The following is a 26,140-nucleotide window of genomic DNA, read 5'->3' on the forward strand; positions in this document are numbered from 1 at the left end:
CGCGGCGCCGGGCATCGCCGCGAGCGCGCGGCGCGCCAGCCGGGCGGCGCGTGCGAGGCCGGTGACGAGCGCTTCGGGATCGGTGGCGGTTGCGGATGGGTCGAAGGCGACGTTCATGCGCGTGTCCTAGCACCGCCCGGAGCACCTGTCAGGCCCGCGCGGCAGCTGCGAATCGGCCGGTCGCGGCCACCCGGCAAGTCCCACCCGATCAAGCGGCGGCCCATGTTGGGCTGCGCACGCAGTTCGTCGCGAATCCTTTTCCGCTCACCTGTGTCAGGAACATAGGATTCGACCGCGCCCGCGCGGCTTGATAGCGGGACCGCCCGTGGGGCAGTCACAACGATAATCGGGGCCGCATTTGTCAGTGAAACAAACCGCACAGGCGTGGGGGGAACGGCTGCGGCTGTGGTTCCCGGATCGCGAATTCTTCATGCGCGCCGATGGTCAGGTGCGCTTTGTCAGGATTTCCTCCAAGCTCCAGATGCGCATCGCCGCCGGCGTCGTCGCGATGGTTGTCCTGTGGCTCGTCGCGCTCGCTGTCATGGCCTGGAGCCAGTACCGCGCGCAGGCCGACCTTGCCTCCTTTGCTGCGGAAAAGGCGCGGGTCGCCACCGCCAGCGAGCGCCTGAAGGCTTACGGCGGCAACCTCGACAAGGTGGTGGGCGAGCTTCAGGAGCGCCAGGAATTCCTCGAGGAAATGGCGCGGATGCTTCCCGAGGACATGGTCCAGGAAGGCGCGGCGACCGGGACGGTCAGCGATTCCACCGCCGAGGCCGAGGCGACCGTCAAGAAGGTCGGCGCGCTGATCCCGCAGGCGAAGGGCCTCGCCGCGATCGAGGCGCGCCAGCTCGCCTTCGCCGAGCGCCTCACCCGCTTCGCCGATGCCCGCGCGCGCCGCGCCGAGGCGGCGATCCGCAAGCTCAATCTCGATCCCAACCTCCTGAGCCGCAACACGCAGGCCGCGATGGGCGGTCCCTTCGAGGCGATCAAGGGCGCCGAAGATCCCCGCTTCGAGCGCCTCGGCCTCAGCCTTGCGCGCATGGCGGTGCTCGAACGCGCGATCGACGGCATCCCGCAGGTGGTGCCGGCCAGCGACCAGAACATCACCTCGGGCTTCGGCTATCGCCGCGATCCGTTCAACGGGCAGGGCGCGATGCACGCCGGGATCGATTTCAAGGGGGCGGTCGGCTCGCCGATCTTCGCCGCCGCCGACGGCCGCGTGACCTTTGCCGGACAGAAGTCGGGCTATGGCAACGCGATCGAGATCACCCATGGTAACGGGATGTTGACCCGCTACGCGCACTTGTCGCGGATCGGTGTCCGGGTCGGCCAGGAGGTCGCCGCCGGAGCGACCATCGGCGGGCTCGGCAGCACCGGGCGCTCGACCGGTCCGCACCTGCATTTCGAAGTCCGCATCAATGACCGCGCGGTCAACCCGCGCCCGTTTCTGGAGGCCGCCCCCGATGTTCTCAAGGAAGTCCGCCGAACCGGATCCAACCGTCCCGTCGCCGCCGCCCGCGCGGCCCGTTAACAGGAGCAGCAGCAGCATGGCCAACGGATCGACCTTCTCGGTGATCGGCGCCGACGTGACGATCCGCGGCGACATCGCCGCCACCGCCGACCTGCATATCGACGGGACCATCGAGGGCGACATCAAGTGCGCTTCGCTGGTGCAGGGCGAGAAGAGCAGCATTTCCGGCGCTGTCGTTGCGGAAAGCGCGCGGTTGGCGGGCAAGGTGTCGGGCTCGATCACCGCGCGCGAGCTGGTGATCCTCAAGACCGCCCGGATCGAGGGCGACGTGCATTACGACGCGCTGACCATCGAACAGGGCGCCGAGGTCGACGGCCGTTTCGCCCCCAATGCCCGGCAGGCGGTGAAGGCCGTGCCGAGCGCCCCGCGCGTCGAGGCGGCAGAGTAAGCCTGCATCCCCCCTCCCGCCTGCGGGAGGGGCCGGGGGTGGGCCCCTTGCTTCTCTAGACCCCCTCCAGCCTCGTCTAAGTCGGCGCTAGACCCCCTCCAGCCCCCCGTCACCCCGGCGAAAGCTGGCGCTTGGGGCGGGTCAGGGGGGCGCTTTCGGCCCAAAATCCCAGCTTCCGCTGGGATGACGATGGCATTGGTCAGGAATGTTTCACGTGAAACATTGCGACTGTCATAGCACCTCGGCCCGCAGCGTCTTCCTGTCGAGCTTGCCGATCATGGTCTTGGGCAAGCTTTCGCGCACCACCACCATGTCGACCCGCTCGTGCTTGCCGATGCGGGCGTTGAGCCACGCGGCGAGCTCCTCGCCGGTGGCGCTGGCGCCTTCGTTGAGAGTGACATAGGCGCGCGGCACCTCGCCGCGGTATGCCTCGGGAACGCCGATCACCAGCGCCTCCTTGACTGCGGGGTGCTCGAGAATCACGTCCTCGACGACGCTCGGGAAGACCTTGAAGCCGCCGACGGCGATCATGTCCTTGATGCGGTCGACGATCTCGAGGAAGCCGTCCGCGTCGACCCGCGCGACGTCGCCGGTGCGCAGGTAGCGCTTGCCCTCGATCGTGACGAAGGTGTCGGCATCGGTCTCCGGACGGTTCCAGTAGCCGCGCATCACCTGGGGGCCGTGCACCGCCAGCTCACCCGGCTCGCCTGCGGGAGCGAGTTTCGTGTGGTCTTCCTTGTCGAGCAGCACGACCTCGGTCCCGGGGATCAACTGGCCGATCGTGCCGCGCTTGCGGAACCCGTCATAAGGGTTGGCCGAGACCACCCCGGCGCTCTCGGTGAGGCCATAGCCCTCGCAGATGCGGACACCCGTCACCGCCTCGAACTTCTCGTGGACGGGTCCGGGCATCGGCGCGCCGCCCGAGATGCAGACCTTGAGGCTCGAAAGATCGGTCTTGGCGAGGTCCGGGTGGTCGAGCATCGCCTGGAACATCGTCGGCACGCCGGGAAAGCCGGTGCAGCGGTATTGCTGGATCGTTGCGAGCACCTGCGCGGTCTCGAAGCGCGGCACCATCGCGATCGACGCGCCGGTGACGCAGGCGTGGTTCAATAATGCGGTGTTGGCAAAGACATGGAAGAAGGGCAGCGCCCCCATGAACACCTCGGCAGTCGGATTGCCGAAAGGGTTCAATGCGGCAACCTGCTGGGCGTTCACCGAAAGCTGGTCGTGCCCGAGCATCGCCCCCTTGGGCCGCCCGGTGGTGCCGCCGGTGTATTGCAGCAGGGCGAGGTCGGCAGGTGTGACTTCCACGGAAGGCGGCGTGCCCGCCGGGGTCATCTCCGCCCAGCTCTTCACCGCCGGGCCATGGGCGACCTCGGCAATCTGGCTGCGCTTCAACAGCTTGAGCGCCAGTCCCTTGTACCACGGCAGCTGGTCGGCGAGGCTGCCCACCACCAGCGTCTCCAACGCCGATCCCTCGAGCACCTTGGCGGCCGTCTTGTAGAGCTCCGGCACGTCGAGCGTCACCAGCACGCGGGTGCCGCTGTCGCCGACCTGCCAGCTCAGCTCCTCGACCGAATAGAGCGGCGAGAAGTTCACCACCACCGCGCCCGCCATCATCGCCCCGTAATAGGCGGCGGCGTAGATCGGCACGTTGGGAAGGAACAGGCCAACGCGGTCGCCCTTGGCGAGGCCGAGTTTGGCAAGGCCGAGCGCGAAAGCCTGTGCCTGCGCATGAATGTGGCGATAGCTGTAGGTCCGCCCGAGAAAATGCAGGAACGGCGCATCCGGGTTGCGGCGCAGGGTGCGCTCGAGCATTGCCGGGAGGCTCATCGGCGCGAACGGCGTATCGAGCGGGGTCGGATGGTGATAGGCGGCTGGGGCGGGCGCGATACTGACAGTCATGTCAGTAATTCTGGCGCACAATGGCTTGGCGCACAAGCGAAAGTGGCGGAGAGCCGCCTTATTCTAGGCAAGTGGGACAGAGCGACTTCGGCCCGCCAACGGACGGGCCGCGAGCGCACGGCGCGAGCCGCAGGTGCACGGAACGAAGCGAAGCGAAGTGGAGGAACAGCGCCGAGGACGGGGGCGCGGAGGCGCCCCCGCAATCAGAACATCAAATAAACCCGCTCTCGGGGTCGATCTTCTGCTCTTCGGCCTCGGCGGCGCGGCGGCGGGCGAGCCAGGCTTCGGCCTCGGCTTCCTGCGCGGCCTCGCTCGCGGCCTTGGCCTGCGCGTCACGCTCGGCGCGCAGTTCCTCGATCAGCTTCTCGCGCTCGTTGCGGTCGCCGCGCACCGGGGCGTCGGCGTCCTCGGTGATCCCGGCGCGCTTGGCGGCCTTGGCGACCATCGCATCGAGCTCGCGCTGCGAGCAGAGCCCGAGCGTCACCGGGTCCTTGGGCGTGATGTTCTGGATGTTCCAGTGCGAGCGGTCACGGATCGCGCCGATGGTGTTGCGGGTGGTGCCGATCAGCTTGCTGATCTGCGCGTCCGACACCTCGGGGTGGTTGCGCAGGATCCAGGCAATGCCGTCGGGCTTGTCCTGACGCTTCGACACGGGGGTATAGCGCGGCCCCTTGGTGCGCGTCACCTCGACCGGCGCCTTGTGCATCTTGAGCGAATAGGAGGGATCGGCCTGGCCCTTCTCGATCTCGGCCTGGGTGAGCTCGCCCGAATGCACCGGATCGCGCCCGGTGTACTTGCTGCCCGCGAGATCGTCGGCCATCGCCTGCACCTCGAGGATGTGCAGCCCGCAGAACTCGGCGATCTGCTCGAAGGACAGCGCGGTGTTGTCCACCAGCCACGTGGCGGTGGCATGGGGCATCAGCGGCTTGGGCTGACTGGTCGCCATGAGGGGAATCTCCGTTGAAAATAGAAGGGCCGCCCCTTTCGGAGCGGCCTCTTGGATTCTCAGATAGGCGAAACCCGGCGAAACGGCAAGCAATGTTGCGTCAGAAGGCGAGCGCCGCCCCGAGCGAGACGGCCTCTTCCTCCTCCAGCGCGACGAGCCCGGCGAGGAACTGGCGGGTGGCGGATTCCCACGAATAGCTCGCCCCGTAGGTGGCGCAGGCCTTGCGGTCGCAATAGCGCGCGGCATCGATCGCGCGGGTGAGGTCCTCGGACATGGCGCCGACCCGGTCGGTGAGGATGTCGAGCGGCCCCGCCACCGGGAAGGCGGCGACCGGCGTGCCGCAGGCAAGCGCCTCGATCATGACGAGGCCGAAGGTGTCGGTGCGCGAGGGGAAGACGAAGACGTCCGCCCCGGCATAGCAGCCCGCCAGTTCGACGCCGCTCCGCTTGCCGAGGAACAGCGCGTCGGGGAACCTCGCCTGAAGCGCCGCGCGCGCCGGGCCGTCGCCGACCACCACCTTGGTGCCGGGATAGGGCGCCGCGAGGAAGGCCTCGATGTTCTTCTCGACCGCGACCCGCCCGACATAGAGGAGGATCGGCCCGGCGAGCCCGGCATATTCGGGCGGCGGCGGCGCTTGGGGAGAGAAGCAGGCGAGGTCCACCCCCCGGCTCCAGTGGGTAAGGCGGGTGAGGCCCTGCGCGCGCAGCTGGGCGCGGATCGTCTCGGTGGCGACCATGATCGTCTCGGCCGGGCGGTGGAACCAGCGGATGTAGGGCCAGAAGACGCTCGCCGGAAGCCCGGTGCGCCGCGCCAGGTAATCGGGGAACTGGGTGTGATAGGCGGTGGTGAACGGCACCCGGCGGCGCACGCAATAGCGCCGTGCGGCAAAGCCCAGCGGGCCTTCGGTGGCGATGTGCACGGCCTCGGGCTTGATCCGCGCGAGTTGCCGGCCCACCGCACCCGGAGCGGTGAGCGCGAGGCGGATCTCGGGGTAGGTCGGCGCAGGGATCGAGGGGTAGGTCTCGGGCGAGATCACGGTGACTTCGTGACCCCAGGAGCGCAGCACCGCGCAGGTGGTAGAGAGCGTGCGCACCACACCGTTGGTCTGCGGGTGCCAGGCATCGGTGACGATCGCGATCGATGCCGGGCTGTGCCCGGCGGGAGCGATCGAGGCGGGCGGCGACCCCGCAGCGTCGACTGGGAAGGACGCCCTGCAGCTCACGCCGCTTCGCGGGCCCCGTCGTCGCCGCTCTCGGCGAGGGTGTCCTGCGCGGCGGCGCGGCGCTTCATCTCCTCGGGCCAATGGAGGATCTCCATCCGACCGTCATGATGCTCGACGAGCGCATTGCAGCCCTCCACCCAGTCACCGTCGTTCCAGTATTCGATGGCGCGGCCATGGTGCTCGAACATCCGGAACTCGGCGGTGTGGATATGGCCGCACACCACCCCGTCGACCCCCCGCTCCCCGGCGGCGCGGGCGACGACTTCCTCGTACTTGCCGATGAACTCGACCGCGTTCTTGACCTTGTGCTTGGCCGCCTTGGACAGCGACCAGTAGGGCAGCCCCAGCCGGCGCCGCACCCCGTTCACCGCCTGGTTCAGGCCCATCATCAGGTGGTAGGCACTGTCGCCGACGAAGGCGAGCCAGCGGTGCGAGAGCATCACCGCGTCGAACTCGTCGCCGTGCAGCACCATCAGCCGCCGACCGTCGGCGGTGTCGTGGAATGCGGCGCGGCGGATTTCGATCCCGCCGAAATTGAGGCCGGTGAACTGGCGGAACATCTCGTCATGGTTGCCCGGGATGTAGATCACCCGCGTGCCCCGACGCGCGCGCTTCATGATCCGCCAGACGATGTCGTTATGGGCGGATGGCCAATAAAACTTCTTCTTCAGCCGCCAGCCATCGATGATGTCGCCGACGAGGTACATCGTCTCGCTGTCGACATTGTCGAGGAAGTCGATCAGCAGCTCGGCGTTGCAGCCCTTGGTGCCCAGGTGAACGTCGCTGATCCACACCGTGCGGTAGCTGCGACGGGGGTTGCCTTCGGGCTCGGGCCAGCGCGGGGCGGTGAGCGGAAAGCTTGCGACATTGTCGCCAAGCAGCGTTTCGAGGTCGGCAGCGGTCATCGGGCAGCCCTTGCATCGTGATTTGCGCTGGGCTTGCGATGACAGCGAATTGTTACACCCGACTCACAGAGCCGTGACGGTTTCAAGTCATTGCATTGGCACGAAACCGGGGAGCGCCTGCATCCGCCCGATCCATGACCGGATATGGGGATAGTCGCTCAGAGCGAAGCCGCCTTCTTCGGCCACGTGCGTGTAGGCGAACAAGGCGATGTCGGCGAGCGTCGCGGCGTCACCGCAAAAAAAGGCATTGGCGGCAAGATGGCCATCCATCAGCCGCAGCGCCGCGCACCCGGCCATGCGCTTGGGCATCATCTGCGCGCGCTGTTCGGCCGAAAGCTTCGCCTCGCCCACGAAGGCAAGCCAGAAACGCAGCGTCGCGATGTTGGGCTCGTGATTGTACTGCTCGAAGAACATCCAGCGCAGCATATCGGCCTGCGCGAAGCGGTCTTCGGGGACAAGCGCCGTGCCATGGGCGAGATACCAGCAGGCGGCGTTGCTCTCGGGCAAGAAGCGCGCGCCATCGCCGTCACCGATCTGGAGCACGGGAATGCGCCCATTGGCGTTGACCCCGGCCAGAAATTCCGGCGTCCGCGTCTCGCCCTTCATGATGTCGTAGCCGCGCGTCGCCAGCGGCAGGCCGAGCAGCGCGGCGGTGAGCCTGATCTTGTAGCAGTTGCCGCTGCGGGGATCCTCGTGGAGGATCAACGTGTCAGCCACCGGCCACCTCGAGCACGATCTTGCCGATGTGCTCGCCCTGCTCCATCCGCGCGTGGGCGGCGGCGGCCTCGGCGAGGGGGAAGGTCGCGTCCATGATCGGCGCCAACTCGCCCTCGGTGAACAGCGGCCAGGCGTTCTGCGCGATGTCGTCGGCGAGCGCGGCCTTGAAGGCATCCGAGCGCGGGCGCAAGGTCGATCCGGTCAGGGTGAGCCGGCGCATCATGATCTGCGCCATGTTGAGTTCGGCGCGCGGGCCGCCCAGCACCGCGATGGTGACGTGCCGCCCGTCCTCGGCGAGGCATTTGAGGTTCCTCGGCACGTAATCGCCCGAGACCATGTCGAGCACGACATGGACGCCCTTGCCCTCGGTGTGCGCCAGCACCGCCTCGACGAAATCCTGCTCACGGTAGTTGATCGCGAGATCTGCGCCGATGCGGGTCGCGGCGGCGCATTTGGCGTCATCGCCGCAGGTGACGATCACCTCCATGTCGAAGGCCTTGGCGAGGAGGATCGCCGTCGTGCCGATCCCCGAAGTGCCGCCGTGGACCAGCACCGTCTCCCCGTCACGGGCAAGGCCGCGCTCGAACAGGTTGTGCCACACGGTGAAGAGCGTCTCCGGGAGCGCCGCAGCCTCGGCCAGCATCATCCCCTCGGGAACGGGCAGGCAGTGCTGCCAATGCGCCGCGCAATATTCGGCATAGCCGCCCCCCGGGGTCAGCGCGGCGACGACCTGACCGATCATCTCGCGCGGGACTTCGGTGCCGACGGCGACCACCTCGCCCGAAACCTCGAGCCCCAGCAGCGGCGATGCGCCGGGTGGCGGCGGATAGAGCCCGGCGCGCTGGAGGCAATCGGGGCGGTTGACCCCGGCATAGGCGACGCGGATCAGCACATCGTCGGGGCGCAGGCGCGGCAGGGCCGACGTCTGGAGCCGCAGCACCTCAGGCCCGCCGGGCGCGTCCATCCCGATCGATTGCATGGTGTCCGGCACTTCAAAGCCGGTGCTTGCGATCATCTGTGTTCCCCCGGGGCGCCCCATTAACCACTCTTGCACCGCGATAACCGCCTCGCCGATTGACAGCAAGCCGCTTGGGGCGGATGCTGCGACGCGATGGAAGAACCCGATCGCCCACGCCCCAGTGGAGACGCGGCGACTCGCCTCGCGGGCGAGGATCTCGGCCCCTATTCGCAGGCCGAACTGGATGAACGCATCGCCCTGCTCGAGGCGGAGATCGCCCGCGTCAGGGCGCATCGGGACAAGGCCGCCGCACACCGTGCCGCCGCCGACGCTCTGTTCGGAAAGCCGGGATGAGCGCGCGCGCAACAATCCGTCGCATTCCTGATGCGGGGGAGTCGCAATTCGCGCAGCTTGTCCCATATTGCAGGAAACCGAGTCTCCCCGCCCGCCACACCCGGGCCCACCCTCCCCGCTAGAAGGCCTCTCCCATGCCCAGCTTCGCCCAGAACCTCGAACGCACGCTGCACAACGCGCTCGGCAACGCGTCCGAACGGCGGCACGAATATGCCACGCTCGAACACCTGCTGCTCGCGCTGATCGACGACGAGGACGCAGCCCAGGTGATGGCCGCCTGCGGGGTCGATCTTGCCGAGCTGGGCGAGGTGGTGAAGCAGTATCTCGATCAGGAATACCAGAGCCTCAAGACCGAGGACGGCGCCGATCCGCAGCCCACCGCCGGCTTCCAGCGGGTGATCCAGCGCGCGATCCTCCACGTCCAGTCGTCGGGCAAGGACACCGTCACCGGCGCGAACGTGCTGGTCGCGCTGTTTTCGGAGCGCGATTCCTATGCCGTCTACTTTCTCCAGCAGCAGGACATGAGCCGCCTCGATGCGGTGAGCTACATCAGCCACGGCATCGGCAAGGGCGGGCGACAGATCGAGAGCAAGACCCCGCAGGGGACCGACAAGGCGGAAGAGGCCGCGCAGACCAAGGAAGCGGGCGGCAACAAGAAGGAAACCGCGCTCGACCAGTTTACCGTCAACCTCAACGCCAAGGCGGAAAGCGGCAAGATCGACCCGCTGATCGGCCGCGGGCCGGAGGTTGACCGGACGATCCAGATCCTGTGCCGCCGCTCCAAGAACAATCCCCTCTACGTGGGCGATCCGGGCGTTGGCAAAACCGCGATTGCGGAAGGTCTCGCGCGCAAGATCGTCGAGGGCGATGTGCCCGAGGTGCTGGCAGAAGCGGTCATCTACTCGCTCGACATGGGTGCGCTGCTGGCCGGCACGCGCTACCGCGGCGACTTCGAGGAGCGGCTGAAGCAGGTCGTCACCGAGCTCGAGGCGATGCCCAACGCGGTGCTGTTCATCGACGAGATCCACACTGTGATCGGCGCGGGCGCGACCAGCGGCGGGGCGATGGACGCCTCGAACCTGCTGAAGCCGGCGCTGTCGAGCGGCGCGATCCGCTGCATCGGCTCGACCACCTACAAGGAATTCCGCAACCACTTCGAAAAGGACCGCGCCCTGCTGCGCCGGTTCCAGAAGATCGACGTCAACGAGCCGACCATCGAGGACACGATCAAGATCCTGAAAGGTCTGCGCACCGCCTTCGAAGATCACCACAAGGTCAAGTACACCCCCGACGCGATCAAGACCGCGGTCGAGCTCTCGGCGCGCTACATCAATGACCGCAAGCTGCCCGACAAGGCGATCGACGTGATCGACGAGGTCGGCGCGATGCAGATGTTGGTGCCCCCCAGCCGCCGCAAGAAGACCATCACCGCGCGCGAGATCGAGCAGGTGATCGCGACGATGGCGCGCATCCCCCCCAAGTCGGTCAGCAAGGACGACAAGAAGGCGCTCGAGAACCTCGAACGCGACCTCAAGCACGTCGTCTTCGGGCAGGACGAGGCGATCACCCGCCTTGCCACCGCCATGAAGCTGAGCCGTGCGGGCCTGCGCGATCCGGACAAGCCGATTGGCTCCTTCCTGTTCAGCGGCCCCACCGGCGTCGGCAAGACCGAGGTTGCGCGCCAGCTCGCCACCATCATGGGGATCGAGCTCAAGCGCTTCGACATGTCCGAATACATGGAGCGCCACTCGGTCAGCCGGTTGATCGGCGCGCCTCCGGGCTATGTCGGCTATGACCAAGGCGGCCTGCTCACCGACGCGGTCGACCAGAACCCGCATTGCGTGCTGCTGCTGGACGAAATCGAGAAGGCTCACCCGGACCTCTACAACATCCTGTTGCAGGTGATGGATAATGGCCGCCTGACCGACCACCACGGCAAGACGGTCGATTTCCGCAACGTGGTCCTGATCATGACCACCAATGCGGGCGCGGCCGACATGGCGCGGCAGGGCATCGGCTTCGGCGACGTGTCGAAGGCCGACGCGGGCGACGAGGCGGTGAAGAAGATGTTCACCCCCGAATTCCGCAACCGCCTCGATGCGATCGTGCCCTTTGCCTATCTCGGCAAGAGCATCGTCGCGCGCGTGGTCGACAAGTTCATCCTCCAGCTCGAACTCCAGCTGGCCGAACAGAACGTCCACATCCAGTTCGACAGCGACGCACGTGGCTGGCTCGCCGACAAGGGCTACGACAAGCTCTACGGCGCCCGCCCGATGGCCCGCCTGATCCAGGAAAAGATCAAGCAGCCGCTCGCCGAGGAACTGCTGTTCGGCAAGCTGGCCGAGGGCGGCGAGGTCCACGTCAGCATCAAGGACGGCAAGCCCGCCTTCGAGATGACCCCGGCCCCGCCCAAGGTGAAGCCCGCCAAGAAGGTGTCGGTGAAGAAGAAACCTGCGGCCGAGAAGGACCCGGCGCCGGAAGCCGACGAGGGCTGAGGCGGAGCGACACACAAACGGGGCGCGGAAGAGGAACCTCTTCCGCGCCCTTCTTGTTTAAACCAGCAATGAGCCCCCCCTTTTCCTGGATTCGGCCCGAGCCCTGGGGCATCCACATCGTCCCCGCCGACGCCTGGGTCGATCCCTCGCGGCCCGTTGCCCGCGCGCTCGTCACCCACGGGCACGCCGACCATGCACGCGGCGGGCACGGGGCGACCATCGCCACCCCGGCGACCCTCGCGATCATGGAGCTGCGCTACCAGACCCGCGAGGGCGCGCTGCCGGTGGAATATGGCGAGAGCGTGGAGATCGGCGGCAATGTCACCGCGACCTACCTCCCCGCGGGCCATGTGCTCGGCTCGGCGCAGATCCTGCTCGAGCACGCGGGCGAGCGGGTGGTCATCACCGGCGACTACAAGCGCGCCCCCGATCCCACCTGCGAACCCTTCCAGGTCACCCCCTGCGACATCTTCATCACCGAGGCGACCTTCGGCCTTCCGCTGTTCACCCATCCGCCGATCGGCGAGGAGATCGGTAAACTGCTCGAGGCGCGGCGGGAAAACCCGGATTCCTGCATCCTCGTCGGCGCCTATGCGCTGGGCAAGGCGCAGCGGGTGATCGCGGAACTGCGCGCGGCGGGCCACCACGACACCATCTGGCTGCACGGCGCGATGGAGGCGATGTGCCGGCTCTACGAGACACACGGCGTCCCGCTCGGCGATCTCCGGCTGGTGAGCGATGCGACCAAGGACCAGATGCGCGGGGGCATCGTCATGGCCCCGCCCTCGGCGCTCGGCGATCGCTGGAGCCGCCGCCTGCCCGATCCCGTCACGGCGATGGCATCGGGCTGGATGCGGGTCCGCCAGCGCGCCCGCCAGCGCGGGGTCGAACTGCCCCTGGTCATCTCGGATCATGCCGACTGGGGCGAACTCACCCGCACCATCGCGGAAGTGAACCCGCAGGAGACCTGGATCACCCACGGCCGCGAGGAGGCGCTGCTGCGCTGGTGCGAACTCAGCCAGCGCCGCGCCCGCGCGCTGGCGCTGGTCGGCTACGAGGACGAGGATGATTGAGGCGGGGCACCGATATGCGAAAGGGCAGGCGCGGCCCGGAAAGCCGCGCCTCCCCCTCCACTATCCTGCGGATGGGCCCTTTCCCCCGGCAGGGGAGGAAGGCTTACTTGATCGCGGTCAGATCGGTGTTGATCTTGGTCAGCAGCTCTTCGCTGATCATGCCCTGCGAATAGGGGGCGAGCGCCTTGAGGCTCAGCGCCTTGAACATATCGTACTGCGGGACCTGCACGATGCCGGGCAGGTACTTGTCGAGCACGGCCTTGGCGCGCGCGTCGGCGACCAGCGCCTCGATCGGTGTCTCGATCGAGAACAGCGACGCGGGCGCGGTCGGCGCGGCGGGCGCGTCCTGCGCGGCGGCGGGGGCGGTGATGGCGGCAACGGCCAGGCCGAGGGCGGCAAGCGGAGCGAACTTCATGGAGGGGATTTCCTTTCCTTAGCGCGCGTCCACGGCGCGCCCGCCGCTCTCTCTAACCGATTCGCATGGCCGTGCAATGAACCGTTGCGGGCGTGCGGCTAATGGAGGAGTTCGCCGCCCTCCTCGACGCGCTGGTCTACACCACGAGCCGCAACCGGAAGCTTGCGCTGATCGCCGCCTACCTGCGCGAGGCCCCGGACCCGGACCGCGGCTGGGCGCTTGCCGCGCTTACCGACGGGCTCGATTTCCCCGCGGTCAAGAGCAACACGATCCGCACCCTGATGATGGAGCGGGTGGACCCGGTGCTGTGGGCGCTCAGCCGTGATTTCGTCGGCGACACGGCCGAGACCGCGAGCCTGCTGTGGCCGGAGCCCGACGATGCCGCCCCGCAACCGGATCTGTCGCTGACCGAGGTGGTCGAGCGCCTCTCCGCCCTCACCCGCGCCAGCGCCCCGCGCGAGCTGCCGGGGCTGCTCGACCGGATGGACGCGAACGGGCGCTATGCGCTCATCAAGCTCGCCACCGGAGGGATGCGCGTCGGGGTCTCGGCGCGGCTCGCCAAGACCGCCTTCGCGCTCGCCTTCGAGGTGCCGGTGGAGGCGGTCGAGGAATACTGGCACGCGCTTGCGCCGCCCTATGCCGAGCTGTTCCAATGGGCGGCGCATGGCGGCGCTGAGCCCGATCTCGCCCATGCGCCGCGGTTCCGGCCCTTCATGCTCGCGCACCCGCTCGAGGACGGGGTAGTCGATCTCAAGGATTACGCCGCCGAGTGGAAGTGGGACGGCATCCGCGTGCAACTGGTCCGGGCGGGCGGCGAGACGCGGGTCTATTCGCGCTCGGGCGACGACATCTCGGCGACCTTTCCTGAACTCCTCGACGTGCTGCCGATGGACGCGGTGCTCGACGGGGAACTGCTGGTGCGCGGCTCCGCCCAGGGCGGCGAGGCGGGAGGCGCGGCGAGCTTCAATGCGCTCCAGCAAAGGCTCGGGCGAAAGACCGTGTCGAAGGCGATGCTCCGGGATTACCCCGCCTTCGTGCGGCTCTACGACGTGCTGCTGCTCGAGGGCCACGACTGGCGCGAGGCCCCGTGGAAGTCGCGCCGCGCGACTTTGGAACGCCTGATGCCGCGCCTGCCCGCCAGCCACTTCGACCTTTCGAGCCTCGTCGACGCCGAGGACTTCGCCGCCCTCGCCGCGATCCGAGACACCGCGCGCGACGAGGCGATCGAGGGGCTGATGCTCAAGCACCGCGAGAGCCCCTATGTCGCGGGCCGCAAGGTGGCGCTGTGGTACAAGTGGAAGCGCGATCCGCTGCTGATCGATTGCGTGCTGATGTATGCCCAGCGCGGCAGCGGCAAGCGATCGAGCTTCTATTCGGACTACACCTTCGGCTGCTGGGACGGCGACCCCGATGCCGGCGCCGAGCTGCTCCCCGTCGGCAAGGCCTATTCGGGCTTCACCGACGAGGAGCTGAAGAAGCTCGACCGCTTCGTGCGGCAGAACACGCTGAACAAGTTCGGCCCGGTGCGCGAGGTGGAGAGGAAGCTGGTGTTCGAGGTCGCCTTCGATAGCGTCCACGCCTCCAAGCGCCACAAGTCGGGCCTCGCGATGCGCTTCCCCCGCATCCACCGCATCCGCTGGGACAAGCCCGCGCACGAGGCGGACCGGATCGCGGCGCTCAAGGCATTGATCAAGGACTGATCGCGGCTTAGCAAGGCGGAACACATGGGGAGACCGCGATGTCCTACGCCACCGCCGCGCTTGCCACTTTCGGCAATGTCCTCGGCACGCTCGATCATCTCGTCACCAAGGCGCAAGCCCACGAAAAGGGCGAGGCGCTGCTGCAATCGCGGCTGGCGCCGGATATGTTCGCGCTCCACACCCAGATCCGCTTCACGATCGACCAGGTGCTCGTCGCGCTCGACCGGCTTGGCACGCTCGGCCTGACGCTCGATGCCGCCGACATCACGAGCTTCGCCGAAGCCCGCGCCCGCATCGCCGCCGCCAAGGCACAGCTCGCGGCGACCGATCCGGGCCTGTGGCCGAGCTCGACCGAGGCGGTGTCCTTCGACCTCCCCAACGGCATGGGCTTCCTGATGCGCGCGCACGAATATTGCCGCGACTGGTCGATCCCCCAGGCCTATTTCCACCTCACCGCGACCTACGCGATCCTGCGCATGGAAGGCGTGCCGCTCGGCAAGGCGGATTTCGTGGGCCATATGTTCCAATACGCCAGGCAACCGGTCGCCTGACGGAGCCTGCCGGCCAGCGACCTGCTGGCCGGACCCGGCGTCGCGGATCAAAACGGCGCCTGCGCGACTTTAGCTGTCCATGAAGACCAAAGTCCGCGCCAATTGGTCGCACGCCGTGCTGGTGTGCCGGAAGTGTTCGAAGAAGCTCGCGAAGAAGGATCTGGGCTTCGGCCCCGACGACAAGCGCCTCGCCGTCGCCCTGAAGCGCGAACTGGGCGCGGGCAAGGGCCGAAAGGCGCGGGTCGGGATCGTCGAGGTGCCGTGCCTCGGCATCTGCCCGAAAGGCGGCGTGGTGGTCATCGACAGCCGCCGGCCGCAGGAATGGCGGATCGTCGCAGCCGGGGCCGACGTGGCCGACGAGGCGGTGCTGTTGCGCTAAGGGCCTAGCCGAGCGCCGCCGCCACAGCCTCGGCATGGTGCTTCGCGTTTTCGGCATAATGTGCCGTCCCGATCCGCATCCCCATGATCGCCGCCTCATCTAGGTCGCGCATCTTCTTCGCCGGGCGCCCGCCCCACAGTTCGCGCGGCGCGATCACCTTGCCCTCGGTCAGCATCGCGCCCGCCGCGAGCATCGCATCGCTGCCGATCACCGCCTTGTTCATCACGATCGCGCCGAGGCCGACGAAGCCGCGATCATGGATCGTGCAGCCGTGCACCATCGCCATGTGTCCGATCAACACATCATCGCCGATGATCAGCGGCGAGCCATCCGGATCGCCCGGGCGCGGCGGGTCGCAGTGGAGCACGCTGCCGTCCTGCACGTTGCTGCGCGCGCCGATCACGATGCGCGACACGTCGGCGCGCAGCACGCAGTTGTACCAGACCGACGAGCCCGCCCCGATCGTCACGTCGCCGATGATCGTCACGCCGGGCGCGATGAAGGCGCTATCGTCGATCCTGGGGGTCTTGCCGTGGATGGGGACTATATTGACGCCGGGGCGTTGCATAAGCGGCTCCTCTACAGGAAGTTCGACCACATGATCTGCGGCAGGATCGAGGCATAGTCGTCGCGCCACACGCTCGGTGCCGGCTTGGCGAGCGGGCGCCAGCCGCCGCCCGCCGTCAGCGCGGCAAACTTGGCCGGGTCGCGCGACAGCACCACCCAGTCCGAGGCCGAAAGGTGCCGCGCCTCCGGCCGGTCGGAACGGATCGCTGCGGCGAGGCCCTCGTCGCGGGCGAGCGCGGCAAGCACCGGCTCCAGCTTGATGAAGCGGTTGGAGATGTGGATCAGCAGCAGCCCGTCCTCAGACAGGGTGCGGAAATAGATCTGCGCGGCTTCCTCGGTGAGCAGGTGCAGGGGGATCGCGTCCGAGGAGAAGGCGTCGATCACCAGGACATCGAAGCTGTCGGGGTTCATCGCTTCCAGCTTCAACCGCGCATCGCCGATCACCACCGGCGCCTTTGGCGCGCAGCGTTCGAGGAAGGTGAACTGGCGGGCTTGCGAATAGGCCAGCACCGCGGGGTCGATCTCGAAGAAGGTCCAGCGCTGGCCCGGCTTGCGGTAGCAGGCGAGCGTGCCCACCCCGAGCCCGACCACCCCCACCCGCGCCGCGGGGCCGAACAGCCGATCGGCGGCGCCCAATGTCAGCCCGACCCCGGCCTTGGCGCCGTAATAGCTCGTCGCCATGGTCTCCCGCCCCGGCGCGCGCAGCTGGACGCCGTGGAGCGTGGTGCCGTGCTGGAGCTGGCGCTGCTCGCCCGAGGGGGTGTCGGAGACGGTGTAGATGCCGAAATAGCTGCGGCTGCGGGCCTGCTTGAGCGTCAGCTGCGCCTGGGTCAGCGCGCCGAGCGCGGCGATCAGCGCGAGGCAGGCCGCGATATAGCTCCAGCGCTTTGCTGCCAGCAGCGTGGTGGCGACGATCAGGAGGAGGAAGGCGGCAATGTCGAGGGCGCTCCACGTCGGGCTCTCGATCCGCTGGGTGTGGAAGGCGAGGCTGCCGACGAAGACCACGAACAGCAGCAGGATCACCGCCATGCGGAAGGCATCGGGGCTGCGGAAGATCCGCCCCAGCTGGCCCGCGAAGGCGCCGAGCGGCAACAGCGCGGCGGCCGCGAGGATCAGCAGCGGGTGCTCCCACGTCCAGTCGAACACCAGCGGCGCGATCAGCGCGGTGAACAGCCCGCCCAGCACGCCGCCTGCCGACATGACGAGGTAGAACTGGGTGAGCCGCGCGGGCGCGGGCCGCGCCTCGTAGAGCCGCGCGTGGAGCGCGACCGAGACCACGAACAGCATCGCCAGGCTCGCCGCCACCGCGATCATGCCCGTCCCGGCCGAGGGGAGCATCGCGAGCGCGCCGCCGGTGGCCAGCACCAGCGGGGCGGCGGCAGTCAGCGCGTTCGCGAGGGTGCGGTTTTCCGCGAAGGCGATCGAGAAGGAGAGGAGGTAGAGCCCGAGCGGGATCACCCACAAGAGCGGCATCGCGAAGATATCGGTGGTGAGGTGGGTGGTGGTCGAGAGCATCAGCCCCGAGGGCACCGCAGCGAGCGCCAGCCACAGGGCGATGCGCATGGTCGAGGGCGCCTCGTCGGCAAGGCCGACCTCGGCGGACGGCCGGGGCGCCGCCGCGCCGCGCCGGGCCATGGCGGCGGCGATGACCAGCAGCACCAGCACGCCGTACCCCGCCGCCCACGCGCCGCTCTGCGCGCCGATCGGCAGCAGCGGCTCGGCGATCAGGGGATAGGCGAGCAGCCCGGCGAAGCTCCCGAGGTTGGAGGCGGCATAGAGCGGATAGGGATCGCCCGCGCGGGGGTGCGCGGCGAACCACCCCTGCATCAGCGGGGCTTGTGCCGAGACCACGAAGAACAGCGGCCCGATGGTGAGCAGGAAGAGATACGGCACCCACCACGCCTCGCTCCCCGCCGCCGGCGCAGCGATATCGGGCAGCGCGATCGGCAGGGTGAAGGCGGCGGCAACCAGCAGCGCGAGGTGGATCAGCGCCTGCCGCGCCACCGGCAGTCGCGAAAGCAGGTGGGCATAGGCATAGCCGCCCAGCAGCAGCGCCTGATAGACCAGCATCGCGCTGTTCCAGACGTTGGGCGCGCCGCCGAGCCGCGGCAGGGCCATGCGCGCAACCAGCGGCTGGACAAGGAACAGCAGGAAGCTCCCGGTGAGGATCGTTACCGCAAACAGCCAGCGCTGCGGCGATCCCGTCTCGGCCGCGGCGGCAGGAGCGCCGATGGCGGCGGCGGGGCTGTCACTCATCGCAGGGCCTCCCATCGCGCCCACTCGAGCGCGTATTGGATCGTCGGGTTCGCCTCGGGTGGCATTGCGGGGTCGGTGAAATCAAGGTCGGGGCGGCGGGTCATGCCCAGCTTCTCCATCAGCCGCCAGCTGCCGACATTGGCCTCGAGGGTCAGGGCGACGAGCAAGGGCACGCCATGGACGGCGAAGCCCCAGTCCACCACCGCGCGCATGGCCTCGTGGGCATAGCCCCGGCGCCAGCGATCCTCGCGCACCACCCAGCCGATCTCGTGATCCTGCGGGTTGGGCGCGAGCGGATGGGCGACGTGGCGCAGCCCGCAATGGCCGACGATCTCGCCGGAGGACCGCTCGACCATCAGCATGAAGCCGAAGCCTTGCGCGGCAAAGCTCGCGCGCGAGGCGGCGTGCTTGGCGGCGATCACTTCGCGCGGCTGCACCCCGCCGAGGTGGCGCATCACCGCCGGCGTGTTGAGCAGCGCCATGTGCGGATCGAGGTCGTCCTCGCCGATCTGGCGGAGGATCAGCCGGGCGGTGGTGAGAACCGTCGCCGTCACGCCGCCCCCTGCCAGCGCGCGCGGGTGATCGCATAGGCGATGATCACCGGGTTCTCCGCGTCGAATTCGCCGCTGGCGAAGTCGAGGTCCTCGCGCCGCTCCATCCCGAGCCGCAGCATCAGGCCCCAGCTCGCCCGGTTGCGCTCGACCGTCAGGGCGATCACCTCCTCGGCGCCGAAAGGCCCGAAGGAAAGGTCGAGCGCGGCAGCGGCGGCCTCCTTGGCGTAGCCCTGTCCCCAGGCGTCCTCGCGCAGCCGCCAGCCGACCTCCATCATCCCCTGCGGCCCGCCCGCCTGGTTCGAGCGCTTCAATCCGCAGAAGCCGAGCAGCGCGCCGTCCTCCCAGTGCTCGACCACCCAGAAGGTGTGGCCGTGCTCGGCCCGGTAGCTCTCCAGCCGCGCCCGTGCCGCCGCGCGGCCGGCCTCGTCCGCCACGCCGCCGAGCCAGCGCATGACGGCGGGCGTGTTGGTGACGCGCCAGAACTCCGGCCAGTCTTCCTCGCGCCAGTCGCGCAGGGTGAGGCGCGCGGTGTCGTGACGGAACTCAGGCATGGGGCGCCGCCAGCGACCAGACGGTGGTCGGGTTGTCTTGTGCAGGATAGTCTGGATCGACATAGCCGAGCTCGGGCCGGGCCGTGAATCCCAGCCGCCGCATCATGCGTGTCGAGGCCCTGTTGGAGTCGCTGGTCTGCGCATAGATCAGGGGCAACCCCAGGACCCCGAAGGCGAAGCCGAGGGCCTCCTCGGCCGCCTCGGTCGCATAGCCCTGGCCCCAATGCGCTGCGGCAAAGGTCCAGCCGATCTCGCGCTGGCCGTGCAGCACCGCCGGGGCCGCGGGCGAGCGGATGTGGAACAGGCCGACGCGCCCGACCCGCGTGCCTGCCTGTTGGGGGCCGTCACGCAGCCAGACAGTCCACCGCCTGTGCCCGTCCGGCGCGGCGAAGGCGGCGATATCCTCGGCAAGGCTAGCCGCCACGGCCTCGGGCGAGCGCACTCCGGCAAGATGGCGCATCACCGCATCGGTGTTCATCGCTTCGAGCAGCCACGGCAGATCGGCCTCGTCGGGCGGGCGCAGGATCAGGCGCTCGGTGACGAGCGTGGCGTCAGCCCCCATCTCAGCCAGCAAGGAGGCGCGCGGCATGGGGGGCGTGGTAGGTCAGCACCCCCGAACAGCCCGCGCGCTTGAAGGCGATGAGCTTCTCCATCAACAGCGCGTCGCGGTCGCCGATGCCGGCCGCCTGCGCGGCTTCGATCATCGCGTATTCGCCGGAGACCTGGTAGGCGAACACCGGCACGTCGAAACGCTGACGCACGCGGTAGATGATGTCGAGATAGGCAAGGCCGGGCTTGACCATCACGCTGTCCGCACCCTCGGCAATGTCGAGCGCCACCTCGCGCATCGCCTCGTCGGCGTTGGCGGGGTCCATCTGGTAGGCTTTCTTGTCGCCCTTGAGCAGCCCGCCGCTGCCCACCGCGTCGCGGAACGGGCCGTAGAAGGCGCTCGCATACTTGGCGGCGTAGCTCATGATCTGGACGTTCGGGTGCCCGTTCATCTCCAGCGCCATGCGGATGGCCTTGATCCGGCCGTCCATCATGTCGGAAGGGGCGATGATGTCCGCCCCGGCATTGGCCTGGTTGACCGCCTGGTCGACCAGCACCGCGACGGTCTCGTCGTTGACGACATAGCCGGTGTCGTCCACCAGCCCGTCCTGCCCGTGGCTGGTGTAGGGATCGAGCGCCACGTCGGTGAGCACGCCCAGGTCGTTGCCCACCGCGTCCTTGATCGCCTTGATCGCGCGGCACATCAGGTTGTCGGGATTGTGCGCCTCGGCCCCGTCGTCGCTGCGCAGGTCGTGCGGGGTGTTGGGGAACAGCGCGACCACCGGGATGCCGAGCGCCACCGCCTCCTTCGCCCGCTTGGCGATCCCGTCGACCGACCAGCGCGAGACCCCGGGGAGCGTCGCGATCGGCTCCTCCACGCCCTCGCCCGCGGTGACGAACAACGGCCAGATGAGGTCTGCGGGGGTGACGATGTTCTCGCGGTGGAGCGCGCGGCTCCAGCCGTGGGCACGGGTGCGGCGCAAGCGGGTGTTGGGATAGCTTCCGGTCATGGCCGGGAGGTTTAGGCGCAAGACGCGGCCGACGACAAGCGTGCGGTTACAGCTTCGGCGATCCGCTCCACTTGGCGCTGAGCTCGACCTTCTCGATCTCGCGCACCGGCTCCTTCACCTCGCCCGGCTGGGGCGCGAGGTCCTTCAAGGCGGCGCCGACCTCGATCTGCTTCAGCTTGATGAGCTGGCGCTGGAAGTCGATCAGCTCGGTGCCCGCCAGCAGCGCGCGGGTGACGAACTGGATGCTCGCCGGGTTCACCATCGCGCCATTGCGGTACATCTCGTAGTGGAGGTGCGGCCCGGTCGACAGGCCGGTCGAGCCGACATAGCCGATCACCTGCCCGCGCCTCACGCTCATGCCCGGGGCCACCGCCATGCGGCTCATGTGGCAATAGCGGGTCGAGAGGCCCCCGCCGTGCTCCAGCCGCACCGCGATGCCGCAACCGCCGGCGCGGCCCGCGCTCGAGACGCGGCCATCGGTCGGCGCGACGATCGGCGTGCCGTAGCTCGCCTTGAAGTCGATCCCGGCGTGCATCCGCATATAGCCGAGGATCGGGTGGCGGCGCATCCCGAAGCCCGAGGACACGGCGCCCGGCACCGGGGCAAGCAGCCCGCGGCGCTGTTCGCCCACGCCCGAGGCCTCGTAGAAGCGCCCTTCGCTGCCCCAGCGCATCAGCTGCGTCCGGGGCCGCCCGGCGCGGTCGACGCCGGCATAGAGAAGCTGTCCCGCCTGCCGCTCGCCGGTGGCAGCGCGGCGGTAGGCGATGATGATGTCGAACTCGTCCGAGGGCCGGACCTCGCGCTCCATGTCGATCTGCGCATCGATCGCCTTGAGGTAGTCCTGCACCGCGCTCGCCGGAACGCCCGCTGCGCGCATCGAACGGTAGAGGCTCGATCCGACCGGGCCGCGCACGCGCAGCGGGGTCTCGTCGACACGGATCACGTTGCGCTTCAGCGCGAGCGGGCCTGAAGGCACCACCGGCGTGCCATCAGGCAGGGTCTCGCCCACCCCCGGCCGGGTCAGTTCCAGCGCAAGGTCGAACCGCGCGCGGAAGGCGAGGCTGTCGAGCGGGCGCGGGCTCCCCGGCGCGGGGCGGCGGCCCAGCACCAGGTCCATCTGCGTGCCCGGCTGGATGTCGCCCACCGCCACCGCCTGCCCGACCAGCGCGGCGGCACGGTCGATATCACCCGCCGCCACGCCCGCACGGCGCAGCATCGAGGCGAAGCTGTCGCCCGGCGAAAGGGTCACCGCGAGCTGGATCTGCGGCCGCTCGGGCGCGCTCTTCAGCGGGATCACCGCGCCGGTCGGGCCCATGCGCCGACCCGAATCCGCGCCGAGCGCAAGCGGCAGGATCATCTGGCTGCGCAGCTCGTCCTGCACCGCATCGCCCGAGGGCATGGCGGGCCGCGCCTCGAGCGGGGTGAGATCGGGCCAGAAGGCCAGCGCCAGCGCGCCCAGCGAGACCATCGTGCCGAGCCCGCGCAGCCAGCGGCGGCTGCCAATCTGCTCGGCAAGATCGGGGGCGAGATCGAGCTTCGCGAACCATGCCGAGGCGCGGTCACGCCATGCATCGTAGCGTGCACCGAACCCGGCGACGCTGTCCTCGAGCTTGCGGCGGGCTTCTTCGCTGCGGCTCGGCGGGGCAAGCTTGCGGGCGTTCTGGAGATAGGGCGCAAGACCCCGCGCGAAGGCCGGATCGACCGGTTCGGGCGGCGCGGCGCGGTAGGGCGGGATCGGCACGGGCACCAGCGCAGTCACGCCAGCGGGGCGCGCGACGGGTTCCTCGTCGCCCTCCGGCTCCCGGTTGACATTGTGCGCTTGATCCAACATCGCTGCCCTGAAGCGGTGCCGTCGGTGGCATTCCGGCCGCTTGATCCCGGTTGTCCCATGGCCGATCCTTGTGCCGGAACAAAGTAAATTGCGCCTTAACCAGCGACCAGCCGCGCCCCGCATGCGACGAGGCGACACGGGTGGTGATGGTCGATCGTGCGCCATGTGCTTGCCCCCCTGCGCCAAGCCTGACAGAACTCTCCGCGTCGTGAACTCTCCCCCACCTTTCCGCCCCGCCGATGACGCGCGCGTGCGCGCCGTGCTCGGGCCGACCAACACCGGCAAGACGCACCTCGCGATCGAGCGGATGTGCGGCCATTCCAGCGGCATGATGGGCTTCCCGCTGCGCCTGCTGGCGCGCGAGGTCTATGACCGGGTGCGCGCCATCAAGGGCGACAGGCAGGTTGCCCTCATCACCGGCGAGGAGCGGATCGAGCCGCCGGACGCGCGCTATTTCCTGTGCACCGCCGAGGCCATGCCGAGGACAACGGGCGAGGTCGCCTTCGTCGGCCTCGACGAGGCGCAATTGGGCGCGGACCCGGAACGCGGGCACATCTTCGCCGATCGCCTGCTCCATGCCCGGGGTCGGGAGGAGACGATGATCCTCGGCAGCGCGACCCTCGAACCGATGGTCAAGGCGCTGATCCCCAAGGCCGAGATCACCAGCCGCCCGCGCTTTTCCACGCTCTCCCACGCCGGGATCTGCAAGCTCTCCCGCCTGCCGCGCCGCTCGGCGGTGGTCGCCTTCAGCGTGGAGCAGGTCTACGCCATGGCCGAGGCCCTGCGGCGGTTCCGGGGCGGCGCGGCGGTCGTCATGGGCGCGCTCTCGCCCGAAACCCGCAACAAGCAGGTCGCGATGTTCCAGGCGGGCGAGGTCGATTACATCGTCGCCACCGACGCGATCGGCATGGGGCTGAACCTCGATCTCGATCATGTCGCCTTCGCCAGCCTCTCCAAGTTCGACGGACGCAGGAAACGGCGCCTGACCCCCTCCGAAATGGCACAGATCGCCGGGCGCGCCGGGCGGCACCAGCGCGACGGAACCTTCGGCACTTTGTCGGGCATGGCGAAGGGGGACGGCGAACCCCTCCAGTTTACCGACGAGGAGGTCTACGCGATCGAGGAACACAAGTTCGCGCCCCTCACCCACCTGTTCTGGCGCGACGCCGATCCGCGCTACGATTCGCTCGGCGCATTGATCGCCGATCTCGAAGCGCGACCCCGCAAGCAGGTGCTCAAGGCGGCGCCCGAGGCGATCGACCTCGCCGTGCTGAAGCGCCTCGCCGCCGATCCCATCGCTGACACGGTAAAGGGCGCAGGCAGCGTGCGCCGGTTCTGGGAGGCCTGCTCGCTTCCCGATTTCCGCTCGCTGGGGGTGGAACAGCACGCGCGCTTCGTCGCCCGGCTGTGGGACGACTTGCAGGGGGGATACATCGGCGCGGATTTCGTCGCCGCGCGGATCGCCGAGCTTGACCGGATGCAGGGCGACATCGACACGCTGCAGGGGCGGATCGCGGCGATTCGCAGCTGGGCCTACATCTGCCAGCGGCCCGATTGGGTGCTGGCCCGTGACGAAATGGCCGCGCGGGCACGCGCGGTCGAGGCGAAGCTCTCGGATGCGCTGCACGCGCGGCTGACCGAGCGTTTCGTGAACCGAAGGACGACTCTCTTGATGAAATCGCTGGGGCAGGACGCGGGCGCGCTGCCCGTCACGCTCGAACCCGACGGGCACCTCACGGTCGAGGGCGAGTCGATCGGACGGCTCGAGGGCTTCCGCTTCCATGTCGATCCCTCGGCCGGCGTCGCCGACCGGCGGATGCTGCTCGCCGCAGGAGAAAAGGCGCTGCCCGCGCTGCTTGCGGAACGCGCCGAATGGCTGCTGGCGCAGGGTCTTGCCGAGCTGGCGATCAGCGGCGGCGCGATCCGCTGGCAGGGCCGCGCGCTCGCCGAGATCACCTTCCCCGGCCAGCCCGGTGCCGGGCACTTCGGCACGCCGCGCCTCGCCCTGACCCGCGACCTTGCGCTTCTGCCCGATGCGGCGAAGACGAAGCTGGAAGCGGGCCTTGCCGCATGGCTCGAGAAGGAACTGGAGCCCTTGGAGCCGCTGAGGAAACTCGCCGAGGCGGCGCGCGATCCGGCGGCGGGCTCGCAGGCGCGCGCGCTGGTCATCACCCTGATCGAGGCGCGCGGCGTGATTTCCCGCGAGGAGGCCGGGTTGGAGAATCTCCCCAAGGAGATGCGGCCCTACTTGCGCAAGCTTGGGGTGACCTTCGGCGCGCTCGACATCTTCGATGCGCCGCTGCTGAAGCCGGCCCCGCGCCGGCTGCTCCACGCCTTGGGCCTCGATCCGCGCCCGGTGCAGGAGGCGATGCTGCCGGTGCTCGCCGAGGGAAGCTGGGCGAAGGGGCGCCTGCCCGCCGGCTACCGCTATGCGGGTTCGCAGGCGATCCGGGTCGACCTTGCCGAGAAGATCTTTCGCGCCGCCTTCGAGGCGCGGGCGAAGGTGGCCGAGGCGCATCCCAAGGAGCGGGGCCGCCCGTTCCGCGTCGACCTCGCGCTGGCGGTTTCGGTGGGTCTGGAGGCGGACAACGCCCGCCGCCTGCTCGGCAGCGCCGGGTTCCGCTGCGAACGCGCCCGCCCGCTTGCCGAAGGCGCCTTCGGTCCGGCGGCGCCCGACCGCTGGTTCTGGCGGCCCCGCAAGCCCGGGGACAGGGAAGAGCGCCGACCGCCCGCGCGCCATGACAACAAGGGCAAGCCGCGCGGCCAGCGTCCGGCAGGGGGCGGCCAGACCCCGTCCAGACCCCCGGTAGAGGGCGTCAAGCGTGGCCCAAGGCCCGCCCAGACCCCCGCCAGACCCCCCCTAGACACCGGCCCGGCGCGCGCCGGCGGCGCCTTCGACAAGCTGGCGGACCTGTTCAAGCGATGAGCGCAAGCGGGACGGCGAGCCTGCGGATCGACCGGCTGCTGGTCTATCTGCGCTTTGCCCGCACCCGCTCCGCCGCCGATGCGCTGATCGCCGCCCGCGCGGTCAGGCGCAACCGCCAGCACGTTGCGCGCGGGGCGGAAGGGGTGCGGATCGGCGACGTCCTGACCCTTGCCGTCGGGGGCCGCGTCCGGGTGATCGAGCTCCTCGCGCTGCCCACCCGGCGCGGCGGCCCGGCCGAGGCGCTGGCGCATTATCGCGAGGTTGACGGGGCGGCTCTTGACCCTCAGGGACAAAACGCCATAGGCGCATCCCCTGTGCCGGGCGCGGGGCCCGGCGATCCTTCAGACACCTGGTGAA

The 26,140-nt window shown here is 69.0% G+C and carries 24 protein-coding genes; 10 read left to right on the forward strand and 14 right to left on the reverse strand.

Going from position 1 to position 26,140, the window contains the following annotated elements; all coding sequences use genetic code 11:
- Positions 1-430 precede the first annotated feature (430 nt).
- Together OPU67_RS05720 and OPU67_RS05725 are read left to right on the forward strand one after the other, a co-directional pair.
- The gene (locus tag OPU67_RS05720; protein ID WP_267618434.1) at positions 431-1,531 is read left to right on the forward strand and encodes a M23 family metallopeptidase; all 1,101 of its coding nucleotides are present in this window, start codon (positions 431-433) and stop codon (positions 1,529-1,531) included.
- Positions 1,532-1,547: 16 nt separating this feature from the next.
- Positions 1,548-1,919 (forward strand): bactofilin family protein, encoded by a 372-nt coding sequence (locus OPU67_RS05725; protein ID WP_267618262.1) that lies wholly within the window; start codon positions 1,548-1,550, stop codon positions 1,917-1,919.
- Positions 1,920-2,150: 231 nt separating this feature from the next.
- Here the strand turns inward: OPU67_RS05725 and OPU67_RS05730 are convergent, their stop codons facing one another.
- From OPU67_RS05730 to OPU67_RS05755, 6 genes are all read right to left on the reverse strand, one after another.
- Positions 2,151-3,824, reverse strand: a complete 1,674-nt coding sequence (locus OPU67_RS05730) for an AMP-binding protein (protein ID WP_267618264.1) — start codon at positions 3,822-3,824, stop codon at positions 2,151-2,153.
- 211 nt (positions 3,825-4,035) lie between these two features.
- A complete protein-coding gene (locus OPU67_RS05735; RefSeq protein ID WP_267618265.1) occupies positions 4,036-4,770 on the reverse strand; it encodes a DUF1013 domain-containing protein in 735 nt (244 codons plus the stop codon).
- A 100-nt stretch (positions 4,771-4,870) separates the two neighbouring features.
- Positions 4,871-5,938 (reverse strand): glycosyltransferase family 1 protein, encoded by a 1,068-nt coding sequence (locus OPU67_RS05740; RefSeq protein ID WP_324255345.1) that lies wholly within the window; start codon positions 5,936-5,938, stop codon positions 4,871-4,873.
- Positions 5,939-5,988: 50 nt separating this feature from the next.
- Positions 5,989-6,897 carry a UDP-2,3-diacylglucosamine diphosphatase gene (locus OPU67_RS05745; protein WP_267618267.1) on the reverse strand — a complete coding sequence of 303 codons (909 nt, stop codon included), beginning with the start codon at positions 6,895-6,897 and terminating at the stop codon, positions 5,989-5,991.
- A gap of 87 nt (positions 6,898-6,984) precedes the next feature.
- Positions 6,985-7,614 (reverse strand): glutathione S-transferase family protein, encoded by a 630-nt coding sequence (locus OPU67_RS05750; protein WP_267618269.1) that lies wholly within the window; start codon positions 7,612-7,614, stop codon positions 6,985-6,987.
- The gene (locus OPU67_RS05755) at positions 7,607-8,629 is read right to left on the reverse strand and encodes an NAD(P)H-quinone oxidoreductase (RefSeq protein ID WP_267618271.1); all 1,023 of its coding nucleotides are present in this window, start codon (positions 8,627-8,629) and stop codon (positions 7,607-7,609) included. Before OPU67_RS05755 ends, OPU67_RS05750 begins: the two co-directional genes overlap by 8 nt.
- 96 nt (positions 8,630-8,725) lie before the next feature.
- Between OPU67_RS05755 and OPU67_RS05760 the strand changes: the two genes are divergently transcribed.
- The 3 genes from OPU67_RS05760 (at position 8,726) to OPU67_RS05770 (ending at position 12,494) form a co-directional block, all read left to right on the forward strand.
- Positions 8,726-8,926 (forward strand): DUF1192 domain-containing protein, encoded by a 201-nt coding sequence (locus tag OPU67_RS05760; RefSeq protein ID WP_267618273.1) that lies wholly within the window; start codon positions 8,726-8,728, stop codon positions 8,924-8,926.
- Between the two features lie 134 nt (positions 8,927-9,060).
- The gene (clpA, locus tag OPU67_RS05765) at positions 9,061-11,421 is read left to right on the forward strand and encodes an ATP-dependent Clp protease ATP-binding subunit ClpA (protein WP_267618275.1); all 2,361 of its coding nucleotides are present in this window, start codon (positions 9,061-9,063) and stop codon (positions 11,419-11,421) included.
- A gap of 68 nt (positions 11,422-11,489) precedes the next feature.
- Entirely contained in the window at positions 11,490-12,494 is a 1,005-nt protein-coding gene (locus OPU67_RS05770; protein WP_267618277.1) for a ligase-associated DNA damage response exonuclease, read from the forward strand.
- A gap of 103 nt (positions 12,495-12,597) precedes the next feature.
- Here the strand turns inward: OPU67_RS05770 and OPU67_RS05775 are convergent, their stop codons facing one another.
- Entirely contained in the window at positions 12,598-12,909 is a 312-nt protein-coding gene (locus tag OPU67_RS05775; protein WP_267618279.1) for a hypothetical protein, read from the reverse strand.
- A 101-nt stretch (positions 12,910-13,010) separates the two neighbouring features.
- On the opposite strand from OPU67_RS05775, the gene OPU67_RS05780 reads away from it, so the two are divergent.
- The 3 genes from OPU67_RS05780 to OPU67_RS05790 all read left to right on the forward strand — a co-directional run bounded on the left by OPU67_RS05780 (position 13,011) and on the right by OPU67_RS05790 (position 15,539).
- On the forward strand, positions 13,011-14,609 hold the full coding sequence (locus tag OPU67_RS05780) for a cisplatin damage response ATP-dependent DNA ligase (protein ID WP_267618281.1): 1,599 nt from the start codon (positions 13,011-13,013) through the stop codon (positions 14,607-14,609).
- Between the two features lie 38 nt (positions 14,610-14,647).
- Positions 14,648-15,160, forward strand: a complete 513-nt coding sequence (locus OPU67_RS05785; protein WP_267618283.1) for a DUF1993 family protein — start codon at positions 14,648-14,650, stop codon at positions 15,158-15,160.
- A gap of 79 nt (positions 15,161-15,239) precedes the next feature.
- Positions 15,240-15,539 (forward strand): (2Fe-2S) ferredoxin domain-containing protein, encoded by a 300-nt coding sequence (locus tag OPU67_RS05790; RefSeq protein ID WP_267618285.1) that lies wholly within the window; start codon positions 15,240-15,242, stop codon positions 15,537-15,539.
- Positions 15,540-15,543: 4 nt separating this feature from the next.
- On the opposite strand, the gene OPU67_RS05795 is transcribed toward OPU67_RS05790, so the two are convergent.
- Genes OPU67_RS05795 through OPU67_RS05825 form a run of 7 tightly spaced genes read right to left on the reverse strand, consistent with a single transcriptional unit; the run spans position 15,544 to position 22,857 of the window.
- The gene (locus OPU67_RS05795) at positions 15,544-16,107 is read right to left on the reverse strand and encodes a gamma carbonic anhydrase family protein (RefSeq protein ID WP_267618287.1); all 564 of its coding nucleotides are present in this window, start codon (positions 16,105-16,107) and stop codon (positions 15,544-15,546) included.
- 11 nt (positions 16,108-16,118) lie between these two features.
- The gene (locus OPU67_RS05800) at positions 16,119-18,362 is read right to left on the reverse strand and encodes a spermidine synthase (protein ID WP_267618289.1); all 2,244 of its coding nucleotides are present in this window, start codon (positions 18,360-18,362) and stop codon (positions 16,119-16,121) included.
- On the reverse strand, positions 18,359-18,916 hold the full coding sequence (locus OPU67_RS05805; RefSeq protein ID WP_267618291.1) for a GNAT family N-acetyltransferase: 558 nt from the start codon (positions 18,914-18,916) through the stop codon (positions 18,359-18,361). The genes OPU67_RS05800 and OPU67_RS05805 overlap by 4 nt, the downstream gene beginning before the upstream one ends.
- Positions 18,913-19,467: a GNAT family N-acetyltransferase gene (locus OPU67_RS05810; protein WP_267618293.1), complete on the reverse strand. Its 555-nt coding sequence runs from the start codon at positions 19,465-19,467 to the stop codon at positions 18,913-18,915. The genes OPU67_RS05805 and OPU67_RS05810 overlap by 4 nt, the downstream gene beginning before the upstream one ends.
- A complete protein-coding gene (locus OPU67_RS05815; RefSeq protein WP_267618295.1) occupies positions 19,460-20,029 on the reverse strand; it encodes a GNAT family N-acetyltransferase in 570 nt (189 codons plus the stop codon). Before OPU67_RS05815 ends, OPU67_RS05810 begins: the two co-directional genes overlap by 8 nt.
- Position 20,030: 1 nt before the next feature.
- Entirely contained in the window at positions 20,031-21,026 is a 996-nt protein-coding gene (gene hemB / locus OPU67_RS05820) for a porphobilinogen synthase (RefSeq protein WP_267618297.1), read from the reverse strand.
- Positions 21,027-21,072: 46 nt separating this feature from the next.
- Complete coding sequence (locus tag OPU67_RS05825) at positions 21,073-22,857, reverse strand: M23 family metallopeptidase (protein ID WP_267618298.1); 1,785 nt, start codon at positions 22,855-22,857, stop codon at positions 21,073-21,075.
- Positions 22,858-23,164: 307 nt separating this feature from the next.
- Between OPU67_RS05825 and OPU67_RS05830 the strand changes: the two genes are divergently transcribed.
- Together OPU67_RS05830 and OPU67_RS05835 are read left to right on the forward strand one after the other, a co-directional pair.
- Positions 23,165-25,783: a helicase-related protein gene (locus OPU67_RS05830; RefSeq protein WP_267618436.1), complete on the forward strand. Its 2,619-nt coding sequence runs from the start codon at positions 23,165-23,167 to the stop codon at positions 25,781-25,783.
- On the forward strand, positions 25,780-26,139 hold the full coding sequence (locus OPU67_RS05835; RefSeq protein WP_267618299.1) for a S4 domain-containing protein: 360 nt from the start codon (positions 25,780-25,782) through the stop codon (positions 26,137-26,139). The genes OPU67_RS05830 and OPU67_RS05835 overlap by 4 nt, the downstream gene beginning before the upstream one ends.
- The last annotated feature ends 1 nt before the right edge of the window (position 26,140 follow it).

The organism is Erythrobacter sp. WG (assembly GCF_026586795.1).
Classification (GTDB): Bacteria; Pseudomonadota; Alphaproteobacteria; order Sphingomonadales; family Sphingomonadaceae; genus Erythrobacter.

Excerpts from the sequence above, each read along its gene's own strand:
- OPU67_RS05720 (WP_267618434.1), top strand. The coding sequence starts at position 431 with ATGCGCGCCGATGGTCAGGTGCGCTTTGTCAGGATTTCCTCCAAGCTC.
- OPU67_RS05725 (WP_267618262.1), top strand. The coding sequence starts at position 1,548 with ATGGCCAACGGATCGACCTTCTCGGTGATCGGCGCCGACGTGACGATC.
- OPU67_RS05730 (WP_267618264.1), bottom strand. The coding sequence starts at position 3,824 with ATGACTGTCAGTATCGCGCCCGCCCCAGCCGCCTATCACCATCCGACC.
- OPU67_RS05735 (WP_267618265.1), bottom strand. The coding sequence starts at position 4,770 with ATGGCGACCAGTCAGCCCAAGCCGCTGATGCCCCATGCCACCGCCACG.
- OPU67_RS05745 (WP_267618267.1), bottom strand. The coding sequence starts at position 6,897 with ATGACCGCTGCCGACCTCGAAACGCTGCTTGGCGACAATGTCGCAAGC.
- OPU67_RS05755 (WP_267618271.1), bottom strand. The coding sequence starts at position 8,629 with ATGATCGCAAGCACCGGCTTTGAAGTGCCGGACACCATGCAATCGATC.
- OPU67_RS05760 (WP_267618273.1), top strand. The coding sequence starts at position 8,726 with ATGGAAGAACCCGATCGCCCACGCCCCAGTGGAGACGCGGCGACTCGC.
- clpA (WP_267618275.1), top strand. The coding sequence starts at position 9,061 with ATGCCCAGCTTCGCCCAGAACCTCGAACGCACGCTGCACAACGCGCTC.
- OPU67_RS05770 (WP_267618277.1), top strand. The coding sequence starts at position 11,490 with ATGAGCCCCCCCTTTTCCTGGATTCGGCCCGAGCCCTGGGGCATCCAC.
- OPU67_RS05775 (WP_267618279.1), bottom strand. The coding sequence starts at position 12,909 with ATGAAGTTCGCTCCGCTTGCCGCCCTCGGCCTGGCCGTTGCCGCCATC.
- OPU67_RS05780 (WP_267618281.1), top strand. The coding sequence starts at position 13,011 with ATGGAGGAGTTCGCCGCCCTCCTCGACGCGCTGGTCTACACCACGAGC.
- OPU67_RS05785 (WP_267618283.1), top strand. The coding sequence starts at position 14,648 with ATGTCCTACGCCACCGCCGCGCTTGCCACTTTCGGCAATGTCCTCGGC.
- OPU67_RS05790 (WP_267618285.1), top strand. The coding sequence starts at position 15,240 with ATGAAGACCAAAGTCCGCGCCAATTGGTCGCACGCCGTGCTGGTGTGC.
- OPU67_RS05795 (WP_267618287.1), bottom strand. The coding sequence starts at position 16,107 with ATGCAACGCCCCGGCGTCAATATAGTCCCCATCCACGGCAAGACCCCC.
- OPU67_RS05800 (WP_267618289.1), bottom strand. The coding sequence starts at position 18,362 with ATGAGTGACAGCCCCGCCGCCGCCATCGGCGCTCCTGCCGCCGCGGCC.
- OPU67_RS05810 (WP_267618293.1), bottom strand. The coding sequence starts at position 19,467 with ATGCCTGAGTTCCGTCACGACACCGCGCGCCTCACCCTGCGCGACTGG.
- OPU67_RS05815 (WP_267618295.1), bottom strand. The coding sequence starts at position 20,029 with ATGGGGGCTGACGCCACGCTCGTCACCGAGCGCCTGATCCTGCGCCCG.
- hemB (WP_267618297.1), bottom strand. The coding sequence starts at position 21,026 with ATGACCGGAAGCTATCCCAACACCCGCTTGCGCCGCACCCGTGCCCAC.
- OPU67_RS05825 (WP_267618298.1), bottom strand. The coding sequence starts at position 22,857 with ATGTTGGATCAAGCGCACAATGTCAACCGGGAGCCGGAGGGCGACGAG.
- OPU67_RS05830 (WP_267618436.1), top strand. The coding sequence starts at position 23,165 with ATGTGCGGCCATTCCAGCGGCATGATGGGCTTCCCGCTGCGCCTGCTG.
- OPU67_RS05835 (WP_267618299.1), top strand. The coding sequence starts at position 25,780 with ATGAGCGCAAGCGGGACGGCGAGCCTGCGGATCGACCGGCTGCTGGTC.